Raw genomic sequence first — 16,753 nt, forward strand, 5'->3', positions numbered from 1 at the left:
CAGGACGCCAAAAAGGTCCGCTTCCCCGGAAAGGGAAGCGGACCTTTTTGGTCAGCGGAAGACGGCGCTACTTGCGCCGTGTCTTCGGATCCAGCGCCTCGCGCAGGGATTCACCCAGCAGGGTGAATCCGAGGGCCGTGACGGCGATGCAGATGCCGGGCAGGAACGCGAGCTGCGGTGCCACAGCCAGCTCGTTCTGCGCGTACGTCAGCATGCGTCCCCACTCGGCGCTTTCCGGCCGTCCGCCGCCGAGGCCCAGGAAGGACAGTGCAGCGGCGTCGATGACGGCGGTGGCGAGCGTCAGGGTTGCCTGCACGATGACCGGGCCAACGCTGTTGGGCAGCAGATGGCTCATGGTGATGGTCCTGGTGCTCAGGCCCAGTGCCTGGGCGGAGAGGACATAGTCCGCGCCGCGCTGGCTGATCATCGAGGAACGCAGGAGCCGGGCAAAGATGGGCACCTGGGAAACCCCGATGGCAATCATCACCGCCGTAGGCGTCTGTCCCAGCACGGCTGCGATGCTCACGGCCAGCAGCAGGTTCGGGACGGAGAGCAGGATGTCCACGAACCGCATGATCACGTTGTCGATCCAGCCGCCGAAACCGCCGGCTATGACTCCGAGCAGCATGCCGCCGGCAAGGCCCAGAGCCGTTGAGATGACACCGATCAGCAGTGAAGCCCGGGCTCCCCAGATGAGCTTTGAAAGCACGTCTCCGCCGAAGCGGTCCAGGCCCAGCGGATAGCCGTCGATCTCGCCGGGGCCGGGGATCGACGTCGGCGTGATTTCGGTACGCCCGGGCAGGTCCTCGCCGCCGTACGGGGCGAGGATCGGAGCAAAGATGGCGACCAGCAGGAACAGGCCAACAATGACGGCGCCGGCGATCGCCGCGGGATTGCGCCGCAGCCTCCGGAAGGCATCGCGCCACATGCCGCTGCCCCGGGTATCCGGTGCCGAGGGCTCGTCGGGCCGGACGGCGCCGCCGGCCGGTGGAGGAAGAACTGTACTCATTGCACCCTCACCCTCGGGTCGATGAAGCCGTACGACACGTCAACCAGCAGGTTGATCAGCGAATACGCGACGGCAATAAAGATGATGAACCCCTGCAGCACCGGATAGTCCAGGTTGAAGATGGCGTCCCGCAGGAACCTGCCGACCCCGCTGAAGGCGAAGACTGTCTCGGTCAGCACCGCTCCGGAGATAAGCAGGCCGGTCTGCAGGCCCACCGTGGTGGTGACCGGGAGCATGGCGTTGCGCAGCACAAAGCGGTTCCGGATAGTGCGCTCCATCAGGCCCTTCGCCCGTGCGGTACGGACGTAGTCTGCGCCCTGCACCTCAAGGACGGAGGCACGGGTGATGCGCACGATGATGGCCAGCGGAATGGTGCCCAGGGCAATGCCGGGAAGCACCAGGTGCATGAGCGCATCCCAGGAAGCGTCCCATTCCCGGGTCAGCAGCCCGTCCAGGACGTAGAAGTCCGTGACGTGCGTGGCGTTGATCCTGGGGTCCTGCCGCCCGTCCGTGGGGAAAAGCGGGATCTGGATGGCGAACAGCCATTTGAGGATGAAGGCAAGGAAGAAGACTGGCACGGTGATGCCGATAAGCGACAGGACCACGGAGGAATGGTCCCAGAAACGGCCGTAGTGCCGGGCCGCCAGGTAGCCAAGGGGAATGCCGATGCCGATCGCGAAGATGAGCGCGACGGCAGCGAGTTCCAGGGTGGCCGGGAACCTGGTGGCGAATTCTTCAAGGACCGGGCGGCCGGTAACGGTCGAGACACCGAAGTCGCCCTGCAGGAGCTTCCCCACGTAGGTGAAGTACTGCTCGATCAGCGGACGGTCGAAACCGTACGCCTCATTGATCCTGGCGATGGCCTCGGGCGTGGCTTTGTCTCCCAGGAGGGCGGTCGCAGGGCCGCCGGGGAGGCTGCGGACCCAGATGAACAAAAGGATGGACAAGCCGATCAGGGTCGGGATCAGCATTAACAGGCGCTTGCCTATAACTCGCAGCACGAGTGTCCTTTCTCAGCCGGTTGTGCGGCTGGGGAAAAGGTAAGGACAGAACGGACCGGGACCCAGCGCACGCTGGATCCCGGTCCGTTTCGCCGCTACTTGTTGAGCTTGATCTGGTTGAAGACTTCGTCGTTTACGGGGGAGGCCGGGTAGGAATCCACACGTTCCGAGAAAGCGAGCGACGGCGCCGGGTGCGCCAGCGGCACAGCCGGGACGTACTTGGCGATGTCGTCGTTGATCTTCTCGTACATCGGGGTCTGCTCCTCCAGGCTGCTCACCTGGCGGGCGGCCTCGAGCTGGTCGAAGATCTCCTGGTTGGTGAAGCCGAACTCAGGCTTCTCCTGGCCGAAGAACACGCCCACGAAGTTGTCCGTGTCGTTGTAGTCGCCGGTCCAGCCCAGCAGGTGGATGCCGTGGTCTTCAGTGGCCTGAACGCGGTCGAGGTAGTCCGGGGACCACTTGCTCGGCTGCGGGTTGACCTTAATGCCCACTTCCTCCAGCTGTGCGGAGATGTTGGAGAACACCTGCTCCGGAGTCGGCATGTACGGGCGGGAGACACCGGTCGGGTAGTTGAAGTCCACCGTGAAGCCATCCGGGTAGCCGGCCTCTGCCAGCAGTTCCTTGGCCTTCTCGGGGTCGTACTCGTACGTGGTGACATCTTCGTTGTAGCCGTTGACGACGTCGGGAATGAACTGGGTGGCAACCTTGGTGCCCTCGGGGAGGGTCTGGTTGACCAGTGCTTCCTTGTCGATCGCGTGCGCAATAGCCTGCCGGACCAGCGGATCAGCGAGCTGCTCCACCTTCTGGTTCATGCCCAGGTAAAGGATGGTGAAGGGATCACGCGGAATGACCTTGAATCCGGCGTCGGCCAGGGCCTGGGTATCGGCCGGAGCCACCAGGTCGTAACCGTCGATGTCGCCGGACTGAAGGGACTGGCGGCGGGAGTTCGGATCGTCGATCACGCGGAAGATGATGTCGGTGACCTGGCCCTGGTCGCCCCAGTAGTCCTCGTAGGCGGAAAGGGTGATCTGGTTGCCCACTTCCCATCCTTCGAACTTGAAGGGGCCGGTACCGGTGGGGTGTTCCTTGGCGTACGCGGTCAGCGTGGGAGCCTCGGCGGTGCCGGAGGCTTCGTTGGCTGCGTACTCTTCCATCGCCGTCGGGCTCTGCATGGAGAAGGCCGGGAGTGAAAGCGCGGCAATGAACCCGGCGAACGGCTTGGCCAGGGTGACGACTGCCTGGTTCTCGGCCGGAGCCTCACACGACTCGTACGTGGCGGTCTCCGGGCTGTCAGCGAAGCCCTTGAACAGCTTGCTGTAGTAGTAGGCCTGGCTCTCGGCCTGCTGGATGCCGGTGAAGTTGTACCAGCGGTCGAAGTTGGCGCAGACAGCTTCCGCGTTGAACGGCGTGCCGTCGTGGAAGGTCACGCCTTCTTCAAGATCAAACGTGTACGTCAGGGCGTCCTCGGAAGTCTCCCAGGACTTGGCCAGCAGCGGAGCGGGATCGGCGGTGCCGGGCTCCACGCCCACGAGGCCTTCGAAGATCTGGCGGCTTACCCGGAAGGACTCGCCGTCGGAAGCGAAGGCAGGGTCCAGGGTCTTGGGATCGGAGGAAGCGGCGAAGACGAAGGTGCCGTCAACCTCGGAGGCTGTTGCGCCGTCGTCTGCTGCGTCCCGGTTGCTTTCGGCGCAGCCGGAGAGCACCAGGGCGCTCATGGCCAGCCCGGCAGTCAGGGCGGCAGCCCGTCGCCGGGCCTGCCGGCTGAGAGTGAATCTGCCAGCAAGGGTCATTTTTCTATCTCCTCTGGGCGTGAGGTGAGTTCCTGCCGGTTGGCCGGAAACGTCTCGTGTGTTGTAGAACACATGTGTAGTCCCAGAGCCTAGCCGCACCGGCGGGATGGTTTGGGACGCTAAGCGTGTCCTGTGCGGTCACAATTCGGTTACACAGTCCGGCCTGGTTTTGCTTCGATCGTGTGGACAGCCGCGCGGGGCGGCCGTAGCGTCGAATAGTGGGCACCTCTTCGGCGGGAAACGGACGGCCTGCGCTGGCGGCGCTCGCTGCCGGGGCTGTCCTGGGGCTGGGCGCAGCGGCGGCGGGAGCGATCCTGGAAAGGCTGCGCAGGAATCCGGTGGTCTCCAGGGCCAGCCGCACGTGGACCGGAGCCGGGGCCGGGCAGTCCGGGCGGCAGGCGGTGCCTATCAGTGCCCGCAAGGACCCGGCCCTGCCGGACTGGAGGCACGGGATGCCTGGCCAGGCGGAAACAGTAACGGTGGAGGTCAGTTCCCTCGACGCCGCCACCGGCAGTCCGCGCCGCACCTGGATCGTCCACAACGGACCCGAGTGGCAGTCCAGCCCGGGAGAGCTGATGGTGCCTCCGGAGCGCCCCGCCGCCGGCCACTGACGCGCCTGTCTGTGAAACAGCTCTCACTTGGGCCGTTTGGTTTTTGCAAGCCCAAAAGTGCTGGTAGAGTTTCATGTCGTTGCCGGGCGCAGACAACTGGTTTCACCAGTACTGATGCTCTCAGCGACAGCCAGCACCTCTAGCTCAATTGGCAGAGCAATTGACTCTTAATCAATGGGTTCCGGGTTCAAGTCCCGGGGGGTGCACAGCACAGGGTCCGCCGTTCCAGTCACTGGAACGGCGGACTTTTTTGTGCCGGCGCCAGGCTGCTGTCCTGTCCCCGCCGGGTTTTTCGCACACGGGCACTGCCCGTGCCTGCGGTTTAGGTATGGCGAAGAAAGGATGGTAGAGTATTTTCCCGGTGCTGATCGCCGGGGAAGTCCATCCCGCAGGATCACCGCCACGCACCTCTAGCTCAATTGGCAGAGCAATTGACTCTTAATCAATGGGTTCCGGGTTCAAGTCCCGGGGGGTGCACAGTTGAGGAAAGCCCCGTTCACGCCGGCAGCAGCCGGCATGGACGGGGCTTTTCGTTGGTCTGTTCCCGGAGTTCCTGCCCGTTTGCGGCTGCTGCCAGGCGGAATAGCCTTACGGCAGCCAGTCCGTCTCCCGTAGCATCGCTGGGAGTAAGGAGCCGCCACTTTGCGGCTCAGCATGCCGCGAACAACGGGAGACTGCCATGAGCGGTGAAGTCCGAATCGAGAATCCGGCGAAGGATACCTACGTGCTTCGCAACACCAGCGGCAAGGCACTTGATGAGGTGATGGTGGACCTTGCCCGGACGGGCGCGACCTCCCAGGACCTTCCCGCGGGAATGGACCTGGCTCCCGAAGAAGGAGTTGAGTTCCACCTGCACCACCACGGCGGCTACCATCCGCCGGCAAGCATGCACGTCCGGTGGCAGGGCGGCCCGGAATGGGTTGAAGTGCCCGTCAGCTAGCTCTACATCTTTCCCCACCGCGCACGTACCAGCGCGAAGAGGCCATAGCAGATAAGCCCCGCCGCAATTGCGAGGATGAGCGGCGCACCGAAGGGGTAGCCCAGCAGGGCCTGCAGGCTGCCGTCCAGGCCGGTCGATTCTTCCGCCCGGTGATTAACGGCAGCAGCGATGAAGAGCAGCCCCACCAGTGCCAGGGCAATTCCCTTCCCAATGTGGCCCGCTACGCCGAGGGCATTGAGCAGATGCCCGCGCCGGGTGTCCTCGAAGTAATTCAGTTCAGGCCTGAACCGCCGGGCAGAGCCTTTGAAGACGAAGTAGCCGCCAACGCCCAGGACCAGCGCACCAACCGCAGCGAGTGCGGGCGCGCCGGCCGGTGATGCCAGGAGCACTGCACTGAAGTCGGAAGTACTGTCCCCGGAGTCCCGGCCCCTGCCGGAGGCAAAAGCGGCGAAAGTGGCCGCCACGCTCCCGTAGATAAAGACGAGGGCACCGGACGAGACACCTTTCACCAGGCGTTCCCGCGGAGGCCGGTGGCGCACCCGGACGGTAGCTTCGGCGAGCTGCCACAGAGCCAGCGATGCACAGGCTATGCACCCGCCCCACATCAGCAGCGGACCGAACGGTTCCGAGCGTGCAAGCGGTCCGATGGCGCCGCTGGTCTCTGCCTGTCCATAGCCGCCAAAGGCAATGCCTGCCGCGATTGAGCCGATAAGGATGTGCAGCACTGCCAGGACCGCGAAACCGGACCGTGCCAGGACGTCGAGTCCGGTGCTGTCGGCTGCCTCTTCAAGTGCTTCGGCAGTTTCACTGCCTGCTGCATCCCGGTCCGGTTCGGCGGTCATCACCCCGTCCTCCTGCAGATCCGTCGTCGTGGACCCAGAGTAGTACCAGCCGGGGCTGCGGGGCATGCCCGCGGATTAAACGCCTAAGGGCGCACCGCATCGGTGCGCCCTTAGTCGTTCAAGACAGAAATCCGGCTGCGCTGCTCAGGCGGTCCTGGAGGCAGTGTCAACGGGAACTTCCAGGGGTGCGTCCAGCGGTACGGGAAGTCCCGGTACGTCGACGGCCATGTGCCAGCGCGGATTGCCGAGTTCGCGGATGACTGTGCGCAGCTGGCTGCGGAGGTCTTCGGAGAGCAGTTCCCCGCCGTCAAGCAGCGTGCGCTCAATGTCCTGGGCTTCGTGCAGGGCTTCAATGCCCGCCGGAGTGATTGAAACCATGTGGCTGCGCTTATCCAGGTCGTTGCGGACCCGGGTGACGTGCCCGTGCGATTCCAGGCGGGCAAGCGTCTTACCCATTGTCTGTGCCTGCACGCGGACCAGCTGCGCAAGGTGCGCCTGTGTCATGGGGCCCTGGGAATCCAGAACTCCAAGGGCGATAACGCCCGCGTGGGTCACTCCTATTCGCACAAGCCGCTCATTCCACGCATGTTCAACCAGGCGGGCGGCTGTTGATAAGAGGCGACCGGTGGGCCAATGCTCCATATCCGGCATAAAACTGAACTCTTCCTTTCGAGTGCGGATTCACGCGGCCTAATCGGATAGCCTACAAATCCAGTGTCTAGGATAGCCAACCACAAGCCTGCTGTCGTCCTGTGACACAGCCTTTGCTCAATTGATACCTAAGGAGCCTGTCTCTTATGTCGAAACTCACCCCCGGTGACAAGGCGCCCGATTTCACCCTGACGGCTTCGGACTCCTCTGCCCAGTCCCTGGCGGACCTGCGCGGCCGCAGCGTCATTGTTTACTTTTACCCCGCAGCAGCAACTCCGGGATGCACCAAGGAAGCCTGCGACTTCCGGGACAACCTGAACTCACTTGCTGCTTCCGGGTACTCCGTCCTCGGCATCTCGCCGGACAAGGTGGAGAAACTGGCCAAATTCGCCGCCGATGAAGCCCTGAACTTCCCGCTGCTCTCCGACCCGGACCACGCCGTGGCCGAGGCCTACGGAGCGTGGGGCGAGAAGAAGAACTACGGCAAGACCTACGAAGGGCTCATCCGCTCCACCGTCGTCGTCGACCCCGAGGGCAAGGTTTCCCTCGCCCAGTACAACGTGCGTGCCACCGGCCATGTTGCCAAGCTGCGCCGTGATCTCGGTCTCGACTGAACCTCGGGTACACTAAAGGCTGGCTTTCGCCGGGAAACCGGTGAGCCTGCCGCGCGCGAGTGGCGGAATTGGCAGACGCGCTGGATTTAGGTTCCAGTGTCTTCGGACGTGTGGGTTCAAGTCCCTCCTCGCGCACCAGAGCAAAAGCACCCCGTCCTGATGGACGGGGTGCTTTTCTGTGCCCGGAGGGCACCGCGGCTAGGCTATGGAAGCATGTCAGCCGAACCAGAAGTGCGCACCATCACCGTGCCCACGCACCAGCTCCTCGATTCCCTCCACCCACTTCCCGCAGGAATGCGGGCCGCGCTGTGGGACTTCGACGGCGACCCCGAGGGCGTTGACTACGCAGACATCGACGCAGTGGTTGCTCCCTACGCCGGGGGCAGCTCCTGGCAGAAGTGCATAGCCCGGGTGCCTAACCTCAAGCTGCTGCAGGCGCAGACCACCGGCTACGACGGCCTGCCGGAGCTCGCGGGGGAGGACACCGCCGTCGCAAGCGCTGCCGGGGTCCATGCTGCTGCCACGGCGGAACTGGCCGTAGGACTGGTGCTCGCTTCGCTGCGCGGAATCGATGCCGCCGTGCGTGACCAGCAGCACGGCAGGTGGAACCCGCAGCGGCATCCGGGGCTCGCGGACCGGAAGGTCACCTTGGTCGGTGTGGGCGGAATCGGCAGGGAGATCGCCGCCCGCCTGGAACCCTTCGACATCAGGCTCACCCGTGTGGGCAGCACGGCACGCAGCGACGACGCCGGCCGGGTGCACGGCACGGAGGAACTCGAAGAGCTTGCCCCGGATACCGAGGTGCTGGTGGTCATCACGCCGCTCAACGAACAGACCCGCGGCCTCATTGGCGCCCGTGTCCTGGCTGCGCTGCCGGACGGTGCGCTGGTGGTCAACGTGGCGCGCGGTGCCGTAGTGGACACGGAGGCGCTCACGCGGGAGGTTGTGTCCGGGAGGCTGCGCGCGGCGCTTGACGTTGTTGATCCCGAGCCGCTGCCGGCGGACCACCCGCTGTGGAAGTGCTCCAACGCCATCATTACCCCGCACGTGGGCGGAAACTCCGAAGCGTTCACTCCCAGGATTGAAGGCTTCCTGCGCCGCCAGGTGGAGCGGCTTGCCGCCGGGAAGAAACCCCTGAACCTGGTCCAGGCAGGCCCCTGGGCGGCCAGCGAAACCTAGGCGAGCTCGAGGAAAACGTCCAGGAACGAGTGGAAGTCGGTCCGGTCGCCGTGCTGGCGCAGGGTTCGGCTGCCGCCGTCCGGCGCAGCCGGAAGCTGCGCTTCCGCTTCGACGCCGAACCTGAAGACCCGTCCGGTGCTGGTGCCCACTTCATAGCTCCCGGGCGAGACTTCATCCGTGTGGGAGAGATTGGTGGTGTTGACTGCCGTCGGCGCTTCCAGGCTTTCAAGGGTGTCTGCCGCAAACGGTGCGAACACCAGCTCCGGCGGGCTCCAGCGGTAGCCCAGGACGAAGTACGCCGAGGAATCCGGCAGGGGAGTGGCGCAGACAAGGTTGTAGTCGCCGTAGTTGGGCATCTGGGAGTCGAAGACCCGGCGGAGGGAGGATTTCAGCTCATCGCTGGAGTAGGCGTCTTCCGATCCTGTTTCCGCAGTCATGTCCCCCAGTGTATGGACTCGCACCCCCATAGGGGGAAGTGGCTCCGGGAGGCAGGGAAAGTTCACCGGCCTGTGCACAACGCGTAACCGGCGCGTAACAAGGACCCGGGGCCGGCGGCGGATGCGCCGGGCCGGACGCGAAAGGAATAGGATTTTGCTATGACCACGGAGAGCACCCCTGACATCAAACCCCGCAGCCGAGTCGTCACCGACGGTATCCATGCAGCGCCTGCGCGCGGCATGTTCCGCGCGGTGGGAATGGGTGATGACGATTTCGCCAAGCCCCAGATCGGCATCGCGAGTTCCTGGAACGAAATTACTCCCTGCAACCTCTCCCTGAACCGGCTGGCCCAGGGTGCCAAGGAAGGGGTACACGCCGGAGGCGGGTTCCCCATGCAGTTCGGCACCATTTCCGTCTCTGACGGTATTTCAATGGGCCACGAAGGCATGCACTTCTCACTGGTTTCCCGCGAAGTCATTGCCGACTCCGTCGAGACCGTGATGATGGCCGAGCGCCTCGACGGTTCCGTCCTGCTGGCCGGCTGCGACAAGTCCCTGCCCGGCATGCTGATGGCTGCCGCCCGCCTCGATCTGTCCAGCGTGTTCCTCTACGCCGGCTCGATCATGCCCGGCTTCGCCAAGCTTGAAGACGGAACCGAGAAGGAAGTCACGCTGATTGACGCCTTTGAAGCCGTTGGAGCCTGCGCCGCCGGGAAGATGAGCCTGAAGGACCTGGACACCATCGAACGTGCCATCTGCCCCGGCGAAGGCGCCTGCGGCGGCATGTACACGGCCAACACCATGGCCTGCATCGGTGAGGCCCTGGGCATGTCCCTGCCCGGCTCGGCCGCCCCGCCCTCGGCAGACCGCCGCCGCGACGAATTCGCCCGCAAGTCCGGCGAAGCCGTCGTGAACCTGCTGCGCAAGGGCATCACTGCCCGCGACATCATGACCAAGAAGGCCTTCGAGAACGCCATCGCCGTGACCATGGCATTCGGCGGCTCCACCAACGCCGTCCTGCACCTGCTGGCAATCGCCCGCGAAGCCGAAGTGGACCTCACGCTGGAGGACTTCAACCGCATCGGCGACAAGATCCCGCACCTGGGCGACCTCAAGCCCTTTGGCCGCTACGTGATGTACGACGTCGACAAGATCGGCGGCGTGCCGGTGATCATGCGCGCACTGCTCGACGCCGGTCTCCTGCACGGCGACTGCCTCACCGTCACGGGCAAGACCGTTGCCGAGAACCTCGAAGCCATCAACCCGCCGGACCCCGACGGCAAGGTGCTCCGCGCCATTGACAACCCGATCCACAAGACCGGCGGCATCACCATCCTGAAGGGATCGCTGGCTCCGGAAGGCGCCGTCGTCAAGTCCGCAGGCTTCGACGCCGATGTCTTCGAGGGCACGGCGCGCGTCTTCGAACGTGAACAGGGCGCACTCGACGCGCTCGACGCCGGGCAGATCCATGCCGGCGACGTCGTCGTCATCCGCTACGAGGGCCCCAAGGGCGGCCCCGGCATGCGTGAGATGCTCGCCATCACCGGCGCCATCAAGGGCGCCGGCCTCGGCAAGGACGTGCTCCTGCTGACCGACGGCCGCTTCTCCGGAGGCACCACCGGCCTGTGCATCGGCCACGTGGCACCGGAAGCAGTCGACGGCGGCCCCATCGCCTTCGTCAAGGACGGCGACCGCATCCGCGTGGACATCGCAGCCCGCACCTTCGACCTGCTGGTGGAGCCCGAAGAGCTCGAAGCCCGCAAGGTCGGCTGGGAGCCGCTGCCGGCCAAGTTCACCAAGGGTGTCCTGTCCAAGTACGCCAAGATGGTCAACTCGGCTTCCACCGGGGCTTACTGCGGTTGAAACCCTTCCCCAGCCGCAAGGCGCTGAGCGCCTTGCGGCTGGGGCCCCTAAAGGGTTTCAACCTTATTAAGCCCTGCCGCCTTGGGTGGGCGGGTTCTGGAGACCCGCTAGCGCGTCCTGAGGCCAGGCTGCCCGAAGGTTGTCGTGTCCGGAGAGTGGGACGGTTTGTCCATATAATGAGATGGAATCGGCTTCGGTTGACACCGTTAGCGCACGAGGGGAACACTGATCTACATGCAGATCGTAACCGTCGTCCTTAGCAAGCGCGTGGCGTAACAGCCCGACTTGAAAAAGACGTCACGCGCGGACCCCTACGGAGCCAACAGGCACGAGGGGTTTTTTTATTGGCTTCAGAAAGCACAGAGACCGCTCCGGGCTTACCCCCCGGGCGGCCGCCGCATCAGAACAAAATGGATATGTATCCGCAAAGGAAGTTTCCAATGAGTAAGGGATCGCCAGTCAGCCCGTCGCTGATGGCACACAAGACCGGCCCGGCACGCTCCGCGCCGTCCAAGCACAAAGATGCAGCTTTTTCTGTCAGCACCGCTGAAGCCGTGGACACGCGCGTCCAGGGACCCAACAACGCAGTACCTCCCACGGAGATGACCGGTTCGCAGGCCATCGTCCGTTCGCTGGAAGAACTCGGAGTCGAAGACGTCTTCGGTCTGCCCGGCGGAGCGATCCTGCCGACCTACGACCCCCTGATGGACTCCACCAAGCTGCGGCACATCCTGGTCCGTCACGAACAGGGCGCCGGCCACGCAGCCGAAGGCTACGCCATGGTCACCGGCCGCGCCGGTGTCTGCATTGCGACGTCGGGCCCCGGCGCCACCAACCTGGTGACCGCCATTGCCGACGCGCACATGGACTCGGTTCCGATGGTCGCCATCACCGGGCAGGTCAACAGCTCCGTGATCGGCTCCGACGCCTTCCAGGAAGCGGACATTGTCGGCATCACCATGCCGATCACCAAGCATTCCTTCCTCGTAACCAATGCGGACGAGATCCCCCGGGTCCTCGCTGAAGCGTTCCACATCGCAACCAGCGGCCGTCCCGGTCCGGTCCTGGTGGACATCACCAAGGACGCGCAGCAGGCGCAGACAACGTTCTCCTGGCCGCCGAAGATCGACCTGCCCGGCTACCGCACCGTGGTGCGCGGCCACTCCAAGCAGGTCCGCGAGGCAGCCCGGCTGATCGCAGCCTCCCAGCGTCCGGTGTTTTATGTTGGCGGCGGAGTGCTGAAGGCCGACGCGTCGGCTGAACTGCTGGAGCTGGCCGAAGCGGTAGGCGCGCCCGTGGTCACCACCCTGATGGCCCGCGGCGTGTTCCCCGACTCCCACCAGCAGCACGTGGGCATGCCCGGCATGCACGGCTCCGTCTCGGCTGTGACCGCCCTGCAGCAGTCCGACCTGCTCATTACTCTCGGTGCCCGCTTCGACGACCGCGTGACCGGTGTGCTGTCCTCCTTCGCGCCCGGTGCCAAGGTCATCCACGCAGACATCGACCCGGCAGAAATCTCGAAGAACCGCACCGCTGACGTGCCGATCGTGGGTTCGGTCAAGGAAATCATCCCCGAACTCACAGAAGCTGTCCGCAGCCAGTTCGAGTCCACCGGTACCCCGGACATCACCGCCTGGTGGGCCGTCCTGAACCGGATCCGCGAAACCTACCCCACGGGCTGGACCGAACCCGAAGACGGCCACGTTGCTCCGCAGCAGGTCATCAAGCGGATCGGTGAGCTGACGGGTCCCGAAGGCGTGTACGTTGCCGGCGTGGGCCAGCACCAGATGTGGTCCGCCCAGTTCATCAACTACGAGCGTCCCCGCGCGTGGCTGAACTCCGGAGGCCTGGGCACCATGGGCTACTCGGTGCCGGCAGCCATGGGTGCCAAGGTCGGCAATCCGGACCGTGTGGTCTGGGCGATCGACGGCGACGGCTGCTTCCAGATGACCAACCAGGAACTGGCCACCTGCCTGATCAACAACATCCCGATCAAGGTCGCCGTCATCAACAACTCCTCGCTGGGCATGGTCCGCCAGTGGCAGACCCTGTTCTACGAATCCCGCTATTCCAATACGGACCTGAACACCGGGCACGACACGGTGCGCGTTCCGGACTTCGTGAAGCTCGCCGATGCCTACGGCTGCGTGGGCCTGCGCTGCGAACGCGAAGAGGACATCGACGCGACGATCGAGAAGGCGCTGTCCATCAACGACCGTCCCGTCGTCATCGACTTCGTGGTCAGCCGAGACGCCATGGTGTGGCCGATGGTTCCCTCCGGAGTCAGCAACGACCTCATCCAGATTGCCCGCAACATGACACCCACCTGGGAAGAGGAGGAGTAGGGAACATGGCACGCCACACCCTTTCCGTGCTGGTCGAAGACGTTCCCGGTGTCCTGACCCGGGTCGCGTCCCTGTTCGCCCGAAGGGCGTTCAACATCAATTCTTTGGCTGTCGGGCCGTCGGAGGTCGCGGGCCTGTCCCGCATCACCGTGGTCGTCGAGGCTGAAGGCGACCTGCTGGAGCAGGTCACCAAGCAACTGAACAAGCTCGTCAACGTCATCAAGATTGTCGAACTTGTTCCCGAGTCTTCCGTGCAACGCGACCACATCTTGGTCAAGGTTCGCGCGGATGCCGCAACCCGGCTGCAGGTAACCCAGGCAGCCGAGCTGTTCCGTGCTTCAGTGGTAGATGTGTCTACAGACTCCCTGATCGTTGAAGCAACTGGCACCGCCGAAAAGCTCAACGCACTGCTCTCAGTGCTGGAGCCCTTTGGCATCCGCGAAATTGTTCAATCCGGAACGTTGGCCGTTGGCCGCGGCGCAAAGTCGATGTCCGACCGCGCACTGCGCAGCGCCTAGTTCCACCCGCAAACCTTTATCCAAGACCCAAACAGGAGATATTGAAGTGACTGACATGTATTACGACGACGACGCAGACCTGTCGATCATCCAGGGACGCAAAGTCGCCGTCATCGGCTACGGCAGCCAGGGCCACGCACACGCCCTGAGCCTGCGCGATTCCGGTGTCGATGTCCGCGTTGGCCTGAAGGAAGGCTCCAAGTCCCGCGCCAAGGCAGAAGCCGAAGGCCTGAAGGTCCTCAGCGTTGCCGACGCCGTTGCCGAGGCCGACCTGATCATGGTCCTCACTCCGGACCAGGTCCAGCGCTTCGTCTACGCCGAAGAAATCGCCCCGAACCTGAAGTCCGGTGACGCGCTCTTCTTCGGCCACGGCTTCAACATCCGCTACGGCTACATCCAGCCGCCGGCCGACGTCGACGTCGCACTGGTTGCTCCGAAGGGCCCGGGCCACATTGTCCGCCGCGAATTCGAAGCAGGCCGCGGCGTTCCCGACCTGATCGCCGTCGAGCAGGATGCCTCGGGCAAGGCCAAGGACCTGGCACTTTCCTACGCCAAGGCCATTGGCGGTACCCGCGCCGGCGTCATCGAGACCACCTTCACCGAAGAGACCGAAACCGACCTGTTCGGCGAGCAGGCTGTCCTTTGCGGCGGTGCTTCCCAGCTGATCCAGTACGGCTTCGAAACCCTGACCGAAGCCGGTTACAAGCCGGAGGTCGCCTACTTCGAGGTGCTGCACGAACTCAAGCTGATCGTTGACCTGATGGTTGAAGGCGGCATCGCCAAGCAGCGCTGGAGCGTTTCCGACACCGCTGAGTACGGCGACTACGTCTCCGGCCCGCGCGTCATCACCCCCGAGGTGAAGGAAAACATGAAGGCTGTCCTTGCGGACATCCAGAACGGTGCCTTCGCCAAGCGCTTCATCGATGACCAGGACGCCGGCGCTCCGGAGTTCAAGGAACTGCGCCAGAAGGGTGAGGACCACCCCATCGAGGCCACCGGCCGCGAACTGCGCAAGCTCTTCTCCTGGATCAAGTCCGACGACGATTACACCGAAGGCTCCGTCGCACGCTAATTCCGCCAGTAACAAAGACACGGATTGCCCGTGTCCGTAACCGCGGCGTTACGCTTGAAAAGCAAGCCGTTTCGGTAAGGAGGCCGGGCCCTGCACAGGGTCCGGCCTCCGGCGTGAAATACCCAAAACCACATCGACACACAGCTAAAGAGGTCATCGGTGACTGCCACCAAACCAGTAGTACTTCTCGCGGAGGAACTCTCCCCGGCCACGGTTGAGGCCCTGGGCCCCGATTTTGAGATCCGCCAGACCGACGGCGCAGACCGTTCCCAGCTGCTTTCCGCCATCGCGGATGTCGACGCGATCCTGGTGCGTTCCGCCACCCAGGTGGATGCCGAAGCAATTGCCGCAGCCAAGAACCTCAAGGTCATCGCCCGCGCAGGCGTCGGGCTGGACAACGTGGACATCCGCTCCGCCACACAGGCCGGCGTCATGGTGGTCAACGCCCCGACGTCGAACATCATCTCCGCAGCCGAACTGACCGTCGGCCACATCCTTTCCCTGGCACGCCACATTCCGCAGGCCTCCAGCGCCCTCAAGGGCGGGGAATGGAAGCGTTCCAAGTACACCGGCACCGAACTGTTCGAAAAGAAGGTCGGCATCATCGGCCTGGGCCGCATCGGCGCCCTGGTGGCAGCCCGTGTCCAGGGCTTCGGCACCGAGGTCCTGGCCTACGACCCGTACATCACCTCCGCCCGCGCGGCCCAGCTGAACGTCAAGCTGGTCACCCTGGATGAGCTGCTGGAACAGTCGGACTTCGTGACCATCCACATGCCCAAGACCCCGGAGACGCTGGGCATGCTCGGCGCCGAGGCGTTCGAGAAGATGAAGGGCACCGCCTACGTGGTGAACGTGGCCCGCGGCGGCCTCGTGGATGAAGATGCGCTCTACACCGCCCTGACCGAAGGCAAGATCGCCGGCGCCGGCGTCGACGTCTTCGTAAAGGAACCGAGCACCGACCTGCCGTTCTTCGCCCTGGACAACGTCATCGTGACCCCGCACCTGGGTGCCTCCACCGACGAAGCACAGGAAAAGGCGGGCATCTCCGTCGCCAAGTCGGTGCGCCTGGCACTGGCCGGTGAACTGGTGCCCGACGCCGTGAACGTCGCCGGCGGCGTGATCGCCGAGGACGTCCGCCCGGGTATCCCGCTGATCGAGAAGCTGGGCCGGATCTTCACCGCCCTGGCCCACGATTCAATGACCGCCATCGACATCGAGGTGGCCGGCGAAATCGCGGCACTGGATGTGAAGGCGCTTGAACTGGCAGCGCTGAAGGGCATCTTCACCGACATCGTCTCGGAGCAGGTTTCCTACGTGAACGCTCCCGTGCTGGCTGAGCAGCGCGGCATCGCCGTACGCCTCATCACCACGCCGGACGTCGACGACTACCGCAACCTGCTGACCATCCGCGGCGCGCTTTCCGACGGAACCCAGCTTGAAGTAGCCGGTACCCTGACCGGCCCGAAGCAGATCCAGAAGCTGGTTGGCGTCAACGGCTACGACCTGGAAATCCCGATCAGCGAGCACCTGCTGGTACTGCTTTACCAGGACCGTCCCGGCGTCATCGGCGCCCTGGGCCGCATCCTGGGCGAAGCGGACATCAACATTGCCGGCATGCAGGTTGCCCGCAACGCCGAGGGCGGCCAGGCCCTCTCCCTGCTCACGGTGGATTCCTCCGTGCCGCAGGAGGTCCTGGAAACCGTCCGCGAAGCCATCGGCGCAACCGTGGCACGCGAAGTGGACCTGCAGGACTAACCTGTCCCACAGCGCAGAAAGGCCGGCACCCGCACGGGTGCCGGCCTTTCCTGCGTCCGGGGATGCACTTTGCGCAGCAGCGCCTCCACCCGCAGTACGACGCCGCTGTGCCCAGGTTCAGGCCCG

Annotated in this window: 15 protein-coding genes and 3 tRNA genes; 12 read left to right on the plus strand and 6 right to left on the minus strand. The window is 64.5% G+C overall.

The window, feature by feature from the left end:
• Positions 1-67 precede the first annotated feature (67 nt).
• The 3 genes from NGB94_RS09245 to NGB94_RS09255 all read right to left on the minus strand — a co-directional run bounded on the left by NGB94_RS09245 (position 68) and on the right by NGB94_RS09255 (position 3,800).
• Positions 68-1,009, minus strand: a complete 942-nt coding sequence (locus NGB94_RS09245; RefSeq protein ID WP_325790332.1) for an ABC transporter permease — start codon at positions 1,007-1,009, stop codon at positions 68-70.
• Entirely contained in the window at positions 1,006-2,010 is a 1,005-nt protein-coding gene (locus tag NGB94_RS09250; protein ID WP_325790333.1) for an ABC transporter permease, read from the minus strand. The genes NGB94_RS09245 and NGB94_RS09250 overlap by 4 nt, the downstream gene beginning before the upstream one ends.
• A gap of 95 nt (positions 2,011-2,105) precedes the next feature.
• Positions 2,106-3,800 (minus strand): ABC transporter substrate-binding protein, encoded by a 1,695-nt coding sequence (locus NGB94_RS09255; protein WP_418910629.1) that lies wholly within the window; start codon positions 3,798-3,800, stop codon positions 2,106-2,108.
• A gap of 218 nt (positions 3,801-4,018) precedes the next feature.
• Between NGB94_RS09255 and NGB94_RS09260 the strand changes: the two genes are divergently transcribed.
• From NGB94_RS09260 to NGB94_RS09275, 4 genes are all read left to right on the plus strand, one after another.
• The gene (locus NGB94_RS09260; protein WP_325790334.1) at positions 4,019-4,411 is read left to right on the plus strand and encodes a hypothetical protein; all 393 of its coding nucleotides are present in this window, start codon (positions 4,019-4,021) and stop codon (positions 4,409-4,411) included.
• Between the two features lie 133 nt (positions 4,412-4,544).
• Positions 4,545-4,617: transfer RNA gene (locus NGB94_RS09265), tRNA-Lys, on the plus strand.
• Between the two features lie 198 nt (positions 4,618-4,815).
• Positions 4,816-4,888, plus strand: a tRNA-Lys gene (locus NGB94_RS09270).
• A gap of 202 nt (positions 4,889-5,090) precedes the next feature.
• A complete protein-coding gene (locus tag NGB94_RS09275) occupies positions 5,091-5,351 on the plus strand; it encodes a hypothetical protein (RefSeq protein ID WP_325790335.1) in 261 nt (86 codons plus the stop codon).
• Between the two features lie 2 nt (positions 5,352-5,353).
• Here the strand turns inward: NGB94_RS09275 and NGB94_RS09280 are convergent, their stop codons facing one another.
• Both NGB94_RS09280 and NGB94_RS09285 read right to left on the minus strand, forming a co-directional pair.
• Positions 5,354-6,259 carry a DUF1206 domain-containing protein gene (locus NGB94_RS09280; protein ID WP_325790336.1) on the minus strand — a complete coding sequence of 302 codons (906 nt, stop codon included), beginning with the start codon at positions 6,257-6,259 and terminating at the stop codon, positions 5,354-5,356.
• A 78-nt stretch (positions 6,260-6,337) separates the two neighbouring features.
• Complete coding sequence (locus NGB94_RS09285; protein WP_325790337.1) at positions 6,338-6,844, minus strand: MarR family winged helix-turn-helix transcriptional regulator; 507 nt, start codon at positions 6,842-6,844, stop codon at positions 6,338-6,340.
• 146 nt (positions 6,845-6,990) lie between these two features.
• On the opposite strand from NGB94_RS09285, the gene bcp reads away from it, so the two are divergent.
• From bcp to NGB94_RS09300, 3 genes are all read left to right on the plus strand, one after another.
• Positions 6,991-7,458, plus strand: a complete 468-nt coding sequence (gene bcp, locus NGB94_RS09290) for a thioredoxin-dependent thiol peroxidase (protein ID WP_325790338.1) — start codon at positions 6,991-6,993, stop codon at positions 7,456-7,458.
• A gap of 53 nt (positions 7,459-7,511) precedes the next feature.
• Positions 7,512-7,596, plus strand: a tRNA-Leu gene (locus NGB94_RS09295).
• A 75-nt stretch (positions 7,597-7,671) separates the two neighbouring features.
• Positions 7,672-8,637: a 2-hydroxyacid dehydrogenase gene (locus NGB94_RS09300; RefSeq protein WP_325790339.1), complete on the plus strand. Its 966-nt coding sequence runs from the start codon at positions 7,672-7,674 to the stop codon at positions 8,635-8,637.
• Here the strand turns inward: NGB94_RS09300 and NGB94_RS09305 are convergent.
• Entirely contained in the window at positions 8,634-9,074 is a 441-nt protein-coding gene (locus tag NGB94_RS09305) for a hypothetical protein (RefSeq protein WP_325790340.1), read from the minus strand. The two genes, NGB94_RS09300 and NGB94_RS09305, sit on opposite strands and share 4 nt — an antisense overlap.
• A 159-nt stretch (positions 9,075-9,233) precedes the next feature.
• Here NGB94_RS09305 and ilvD point away from each other — a divergent pair, with 159 nt between their 5' ends.
• The 5 genes from ilvD to serA all read left to right on the plus strand — a co-directional run bounded on the left by ilvD (position 9,234) and on the right by serA (position 16,627).
• Positions 9,234-10,937: a dihydroxy-acid dehydratase gene (ilvD, locus tag NGB94_RS09310; protein WP_325790341.1), complete on the plus strand. Its 1,704-nt coding sequence runs from the start codon at positions 9,234-9,236 to the stop codon at positions 10,935-10,937.
• A gap of 440 nt (positions 10,938-11,377) precedes the next feature.
• Positions 11,378-13,282, plus strand: coding sequence for an acetolactate synthase large subunit (locus tag NGB94_RS09315; protein ID WP_325790342.1), 1,905 nt, complete (start codon positions 11,378-11,380; stop codon positions 13,280-13,282).
• Positions 13,283-13,287: 5 nt separating this feature from the next.
• On the plus strand, positions 13,288-13,800 hold the full coding sequence (gene ilvN, locus NGB94_RS09320) for an acetolactate synthase small subunit (RefSeq protein ID WP_091603654.1): 513 nt from the start codon (positions 13,288-13,290) through the stop codon (positions 13,798-13,800).
• A 46-nt stretch (positions 13,801-13,846) separates the two neighbouring features.
• Positions 13,847-14,872: a ketol-acid reductoisomerase gene (ilvC, locus tag NGB94_RS09325; RefSeq protein WP_194782432.1), complete on the plus strand. Its 1,026-nt coding sequence runs from the start codon at positions 13,847-13,849 to the stop codon at positions 14,870-14,872.
• Positions 14,873-15,031: 159 nt separating this feature from the next.
• The gene (serA, locus tag NGB94_RS09330) at positions 15,032-16,627 is read left to right on the plus strand and encodes a phosphoglycerate dehydrogenase (RefSeq protein WP_325790343.1); all 1,596 of its coding nucleotides are present in this window, start codon (positions 15,032-15,034) and stop codon (positions 16,625-16,627) included.
• Positions 16,628-16,753 lie beyond the last annotated feature (126 nt).

Origin of the sequence: Arthrobacter koreensis (assembly GCF_035792275.1) — a bacterium.
Lineage (GTDB): Bacteria > Actinomycetota > Actinomycetes > Actinomycetales > Micrococcaceae > Arthrobacter_B > Arthrobacter_B koreensis_A.

Bases quoted from the DNA above. Each gene is read 5' to 3' on its own strand.
- NGB94_RS09245 (WP_325790332.1), bottom strand. From the start codon at position 1,009: ATGAGTACAGTTCTTCCTCCACCGGCCGGCGGCGCCGTCCGGCCCGAC.
- NGB94_RS09255 (WP_418910629.1), bottom strand. From the start codon at position 3,800: ATGACCCTTGCTGGCAGATTCACTCTCAGCCGGCAGGCCCGGCGACGG.
- NGB94_RS09275 (WP_325790335.1), top strand. From the start codon at position 5,091: ATGAGCGGTGAAGTCCGAATCGAGAATCCGGCGAAGGATACCTACGTG.
- NGB94_RS09280 (WP_325790336.1), bottom strand. From the start codon at position 6,259: ATGCCCCGCAGCCCCGGCTGGTACTACTCTGGGTCCACGACGACGGAT.
- NGB94_RS09285 (WP_325790337.1), bottom strand. From the start codon at position 6,844: ATGCCGGATATGGAGCATTGGCCCACCGGTCGCCTCTTATCAACAGCC.
- bcp (WP_325790338.1), top strand. From the start codon at position 6,991: ATGTCGAAACTCACCCCCGGTGACAAGGCGCCCGATTTCACCCTGACG.
- NGB94_RS09300 (WP_325790339.1), top strand. From the start codon at position 7,672: ATGTCAGCCGAACCAGAAGTGCGCACCATCACCGTGCCCACGCACCAG.
- NGB94_RS09305 (WP_325790340.1), bottom strand. From the start codon at position 9,074: ATGACTGCGGAAACAGGATCGGAAGACGCCTACTCCAGCGATGAGCTG.
- ilvD (WP_325790341.1), top strand. From the start codon at position 9,234: ATGACCACGGAGAGCACCCCTGACATCAAACCCCGCAGCCGAGTCGTC.
- NGB94_RS09315 (WP_325790342.1), top strand. From the start codon at position 11,378: ATGAGTAAGGGATCGCCAGTCAGCCCGTCGCTGATGGCACACAAGACC.
- ilvN (WP_091603654.1), top strand. From the start codon at position 13,288: ATGGCACGCCACACCCTTTCCGTGCTGGTCGAAGACGTTCCCGGTGTC.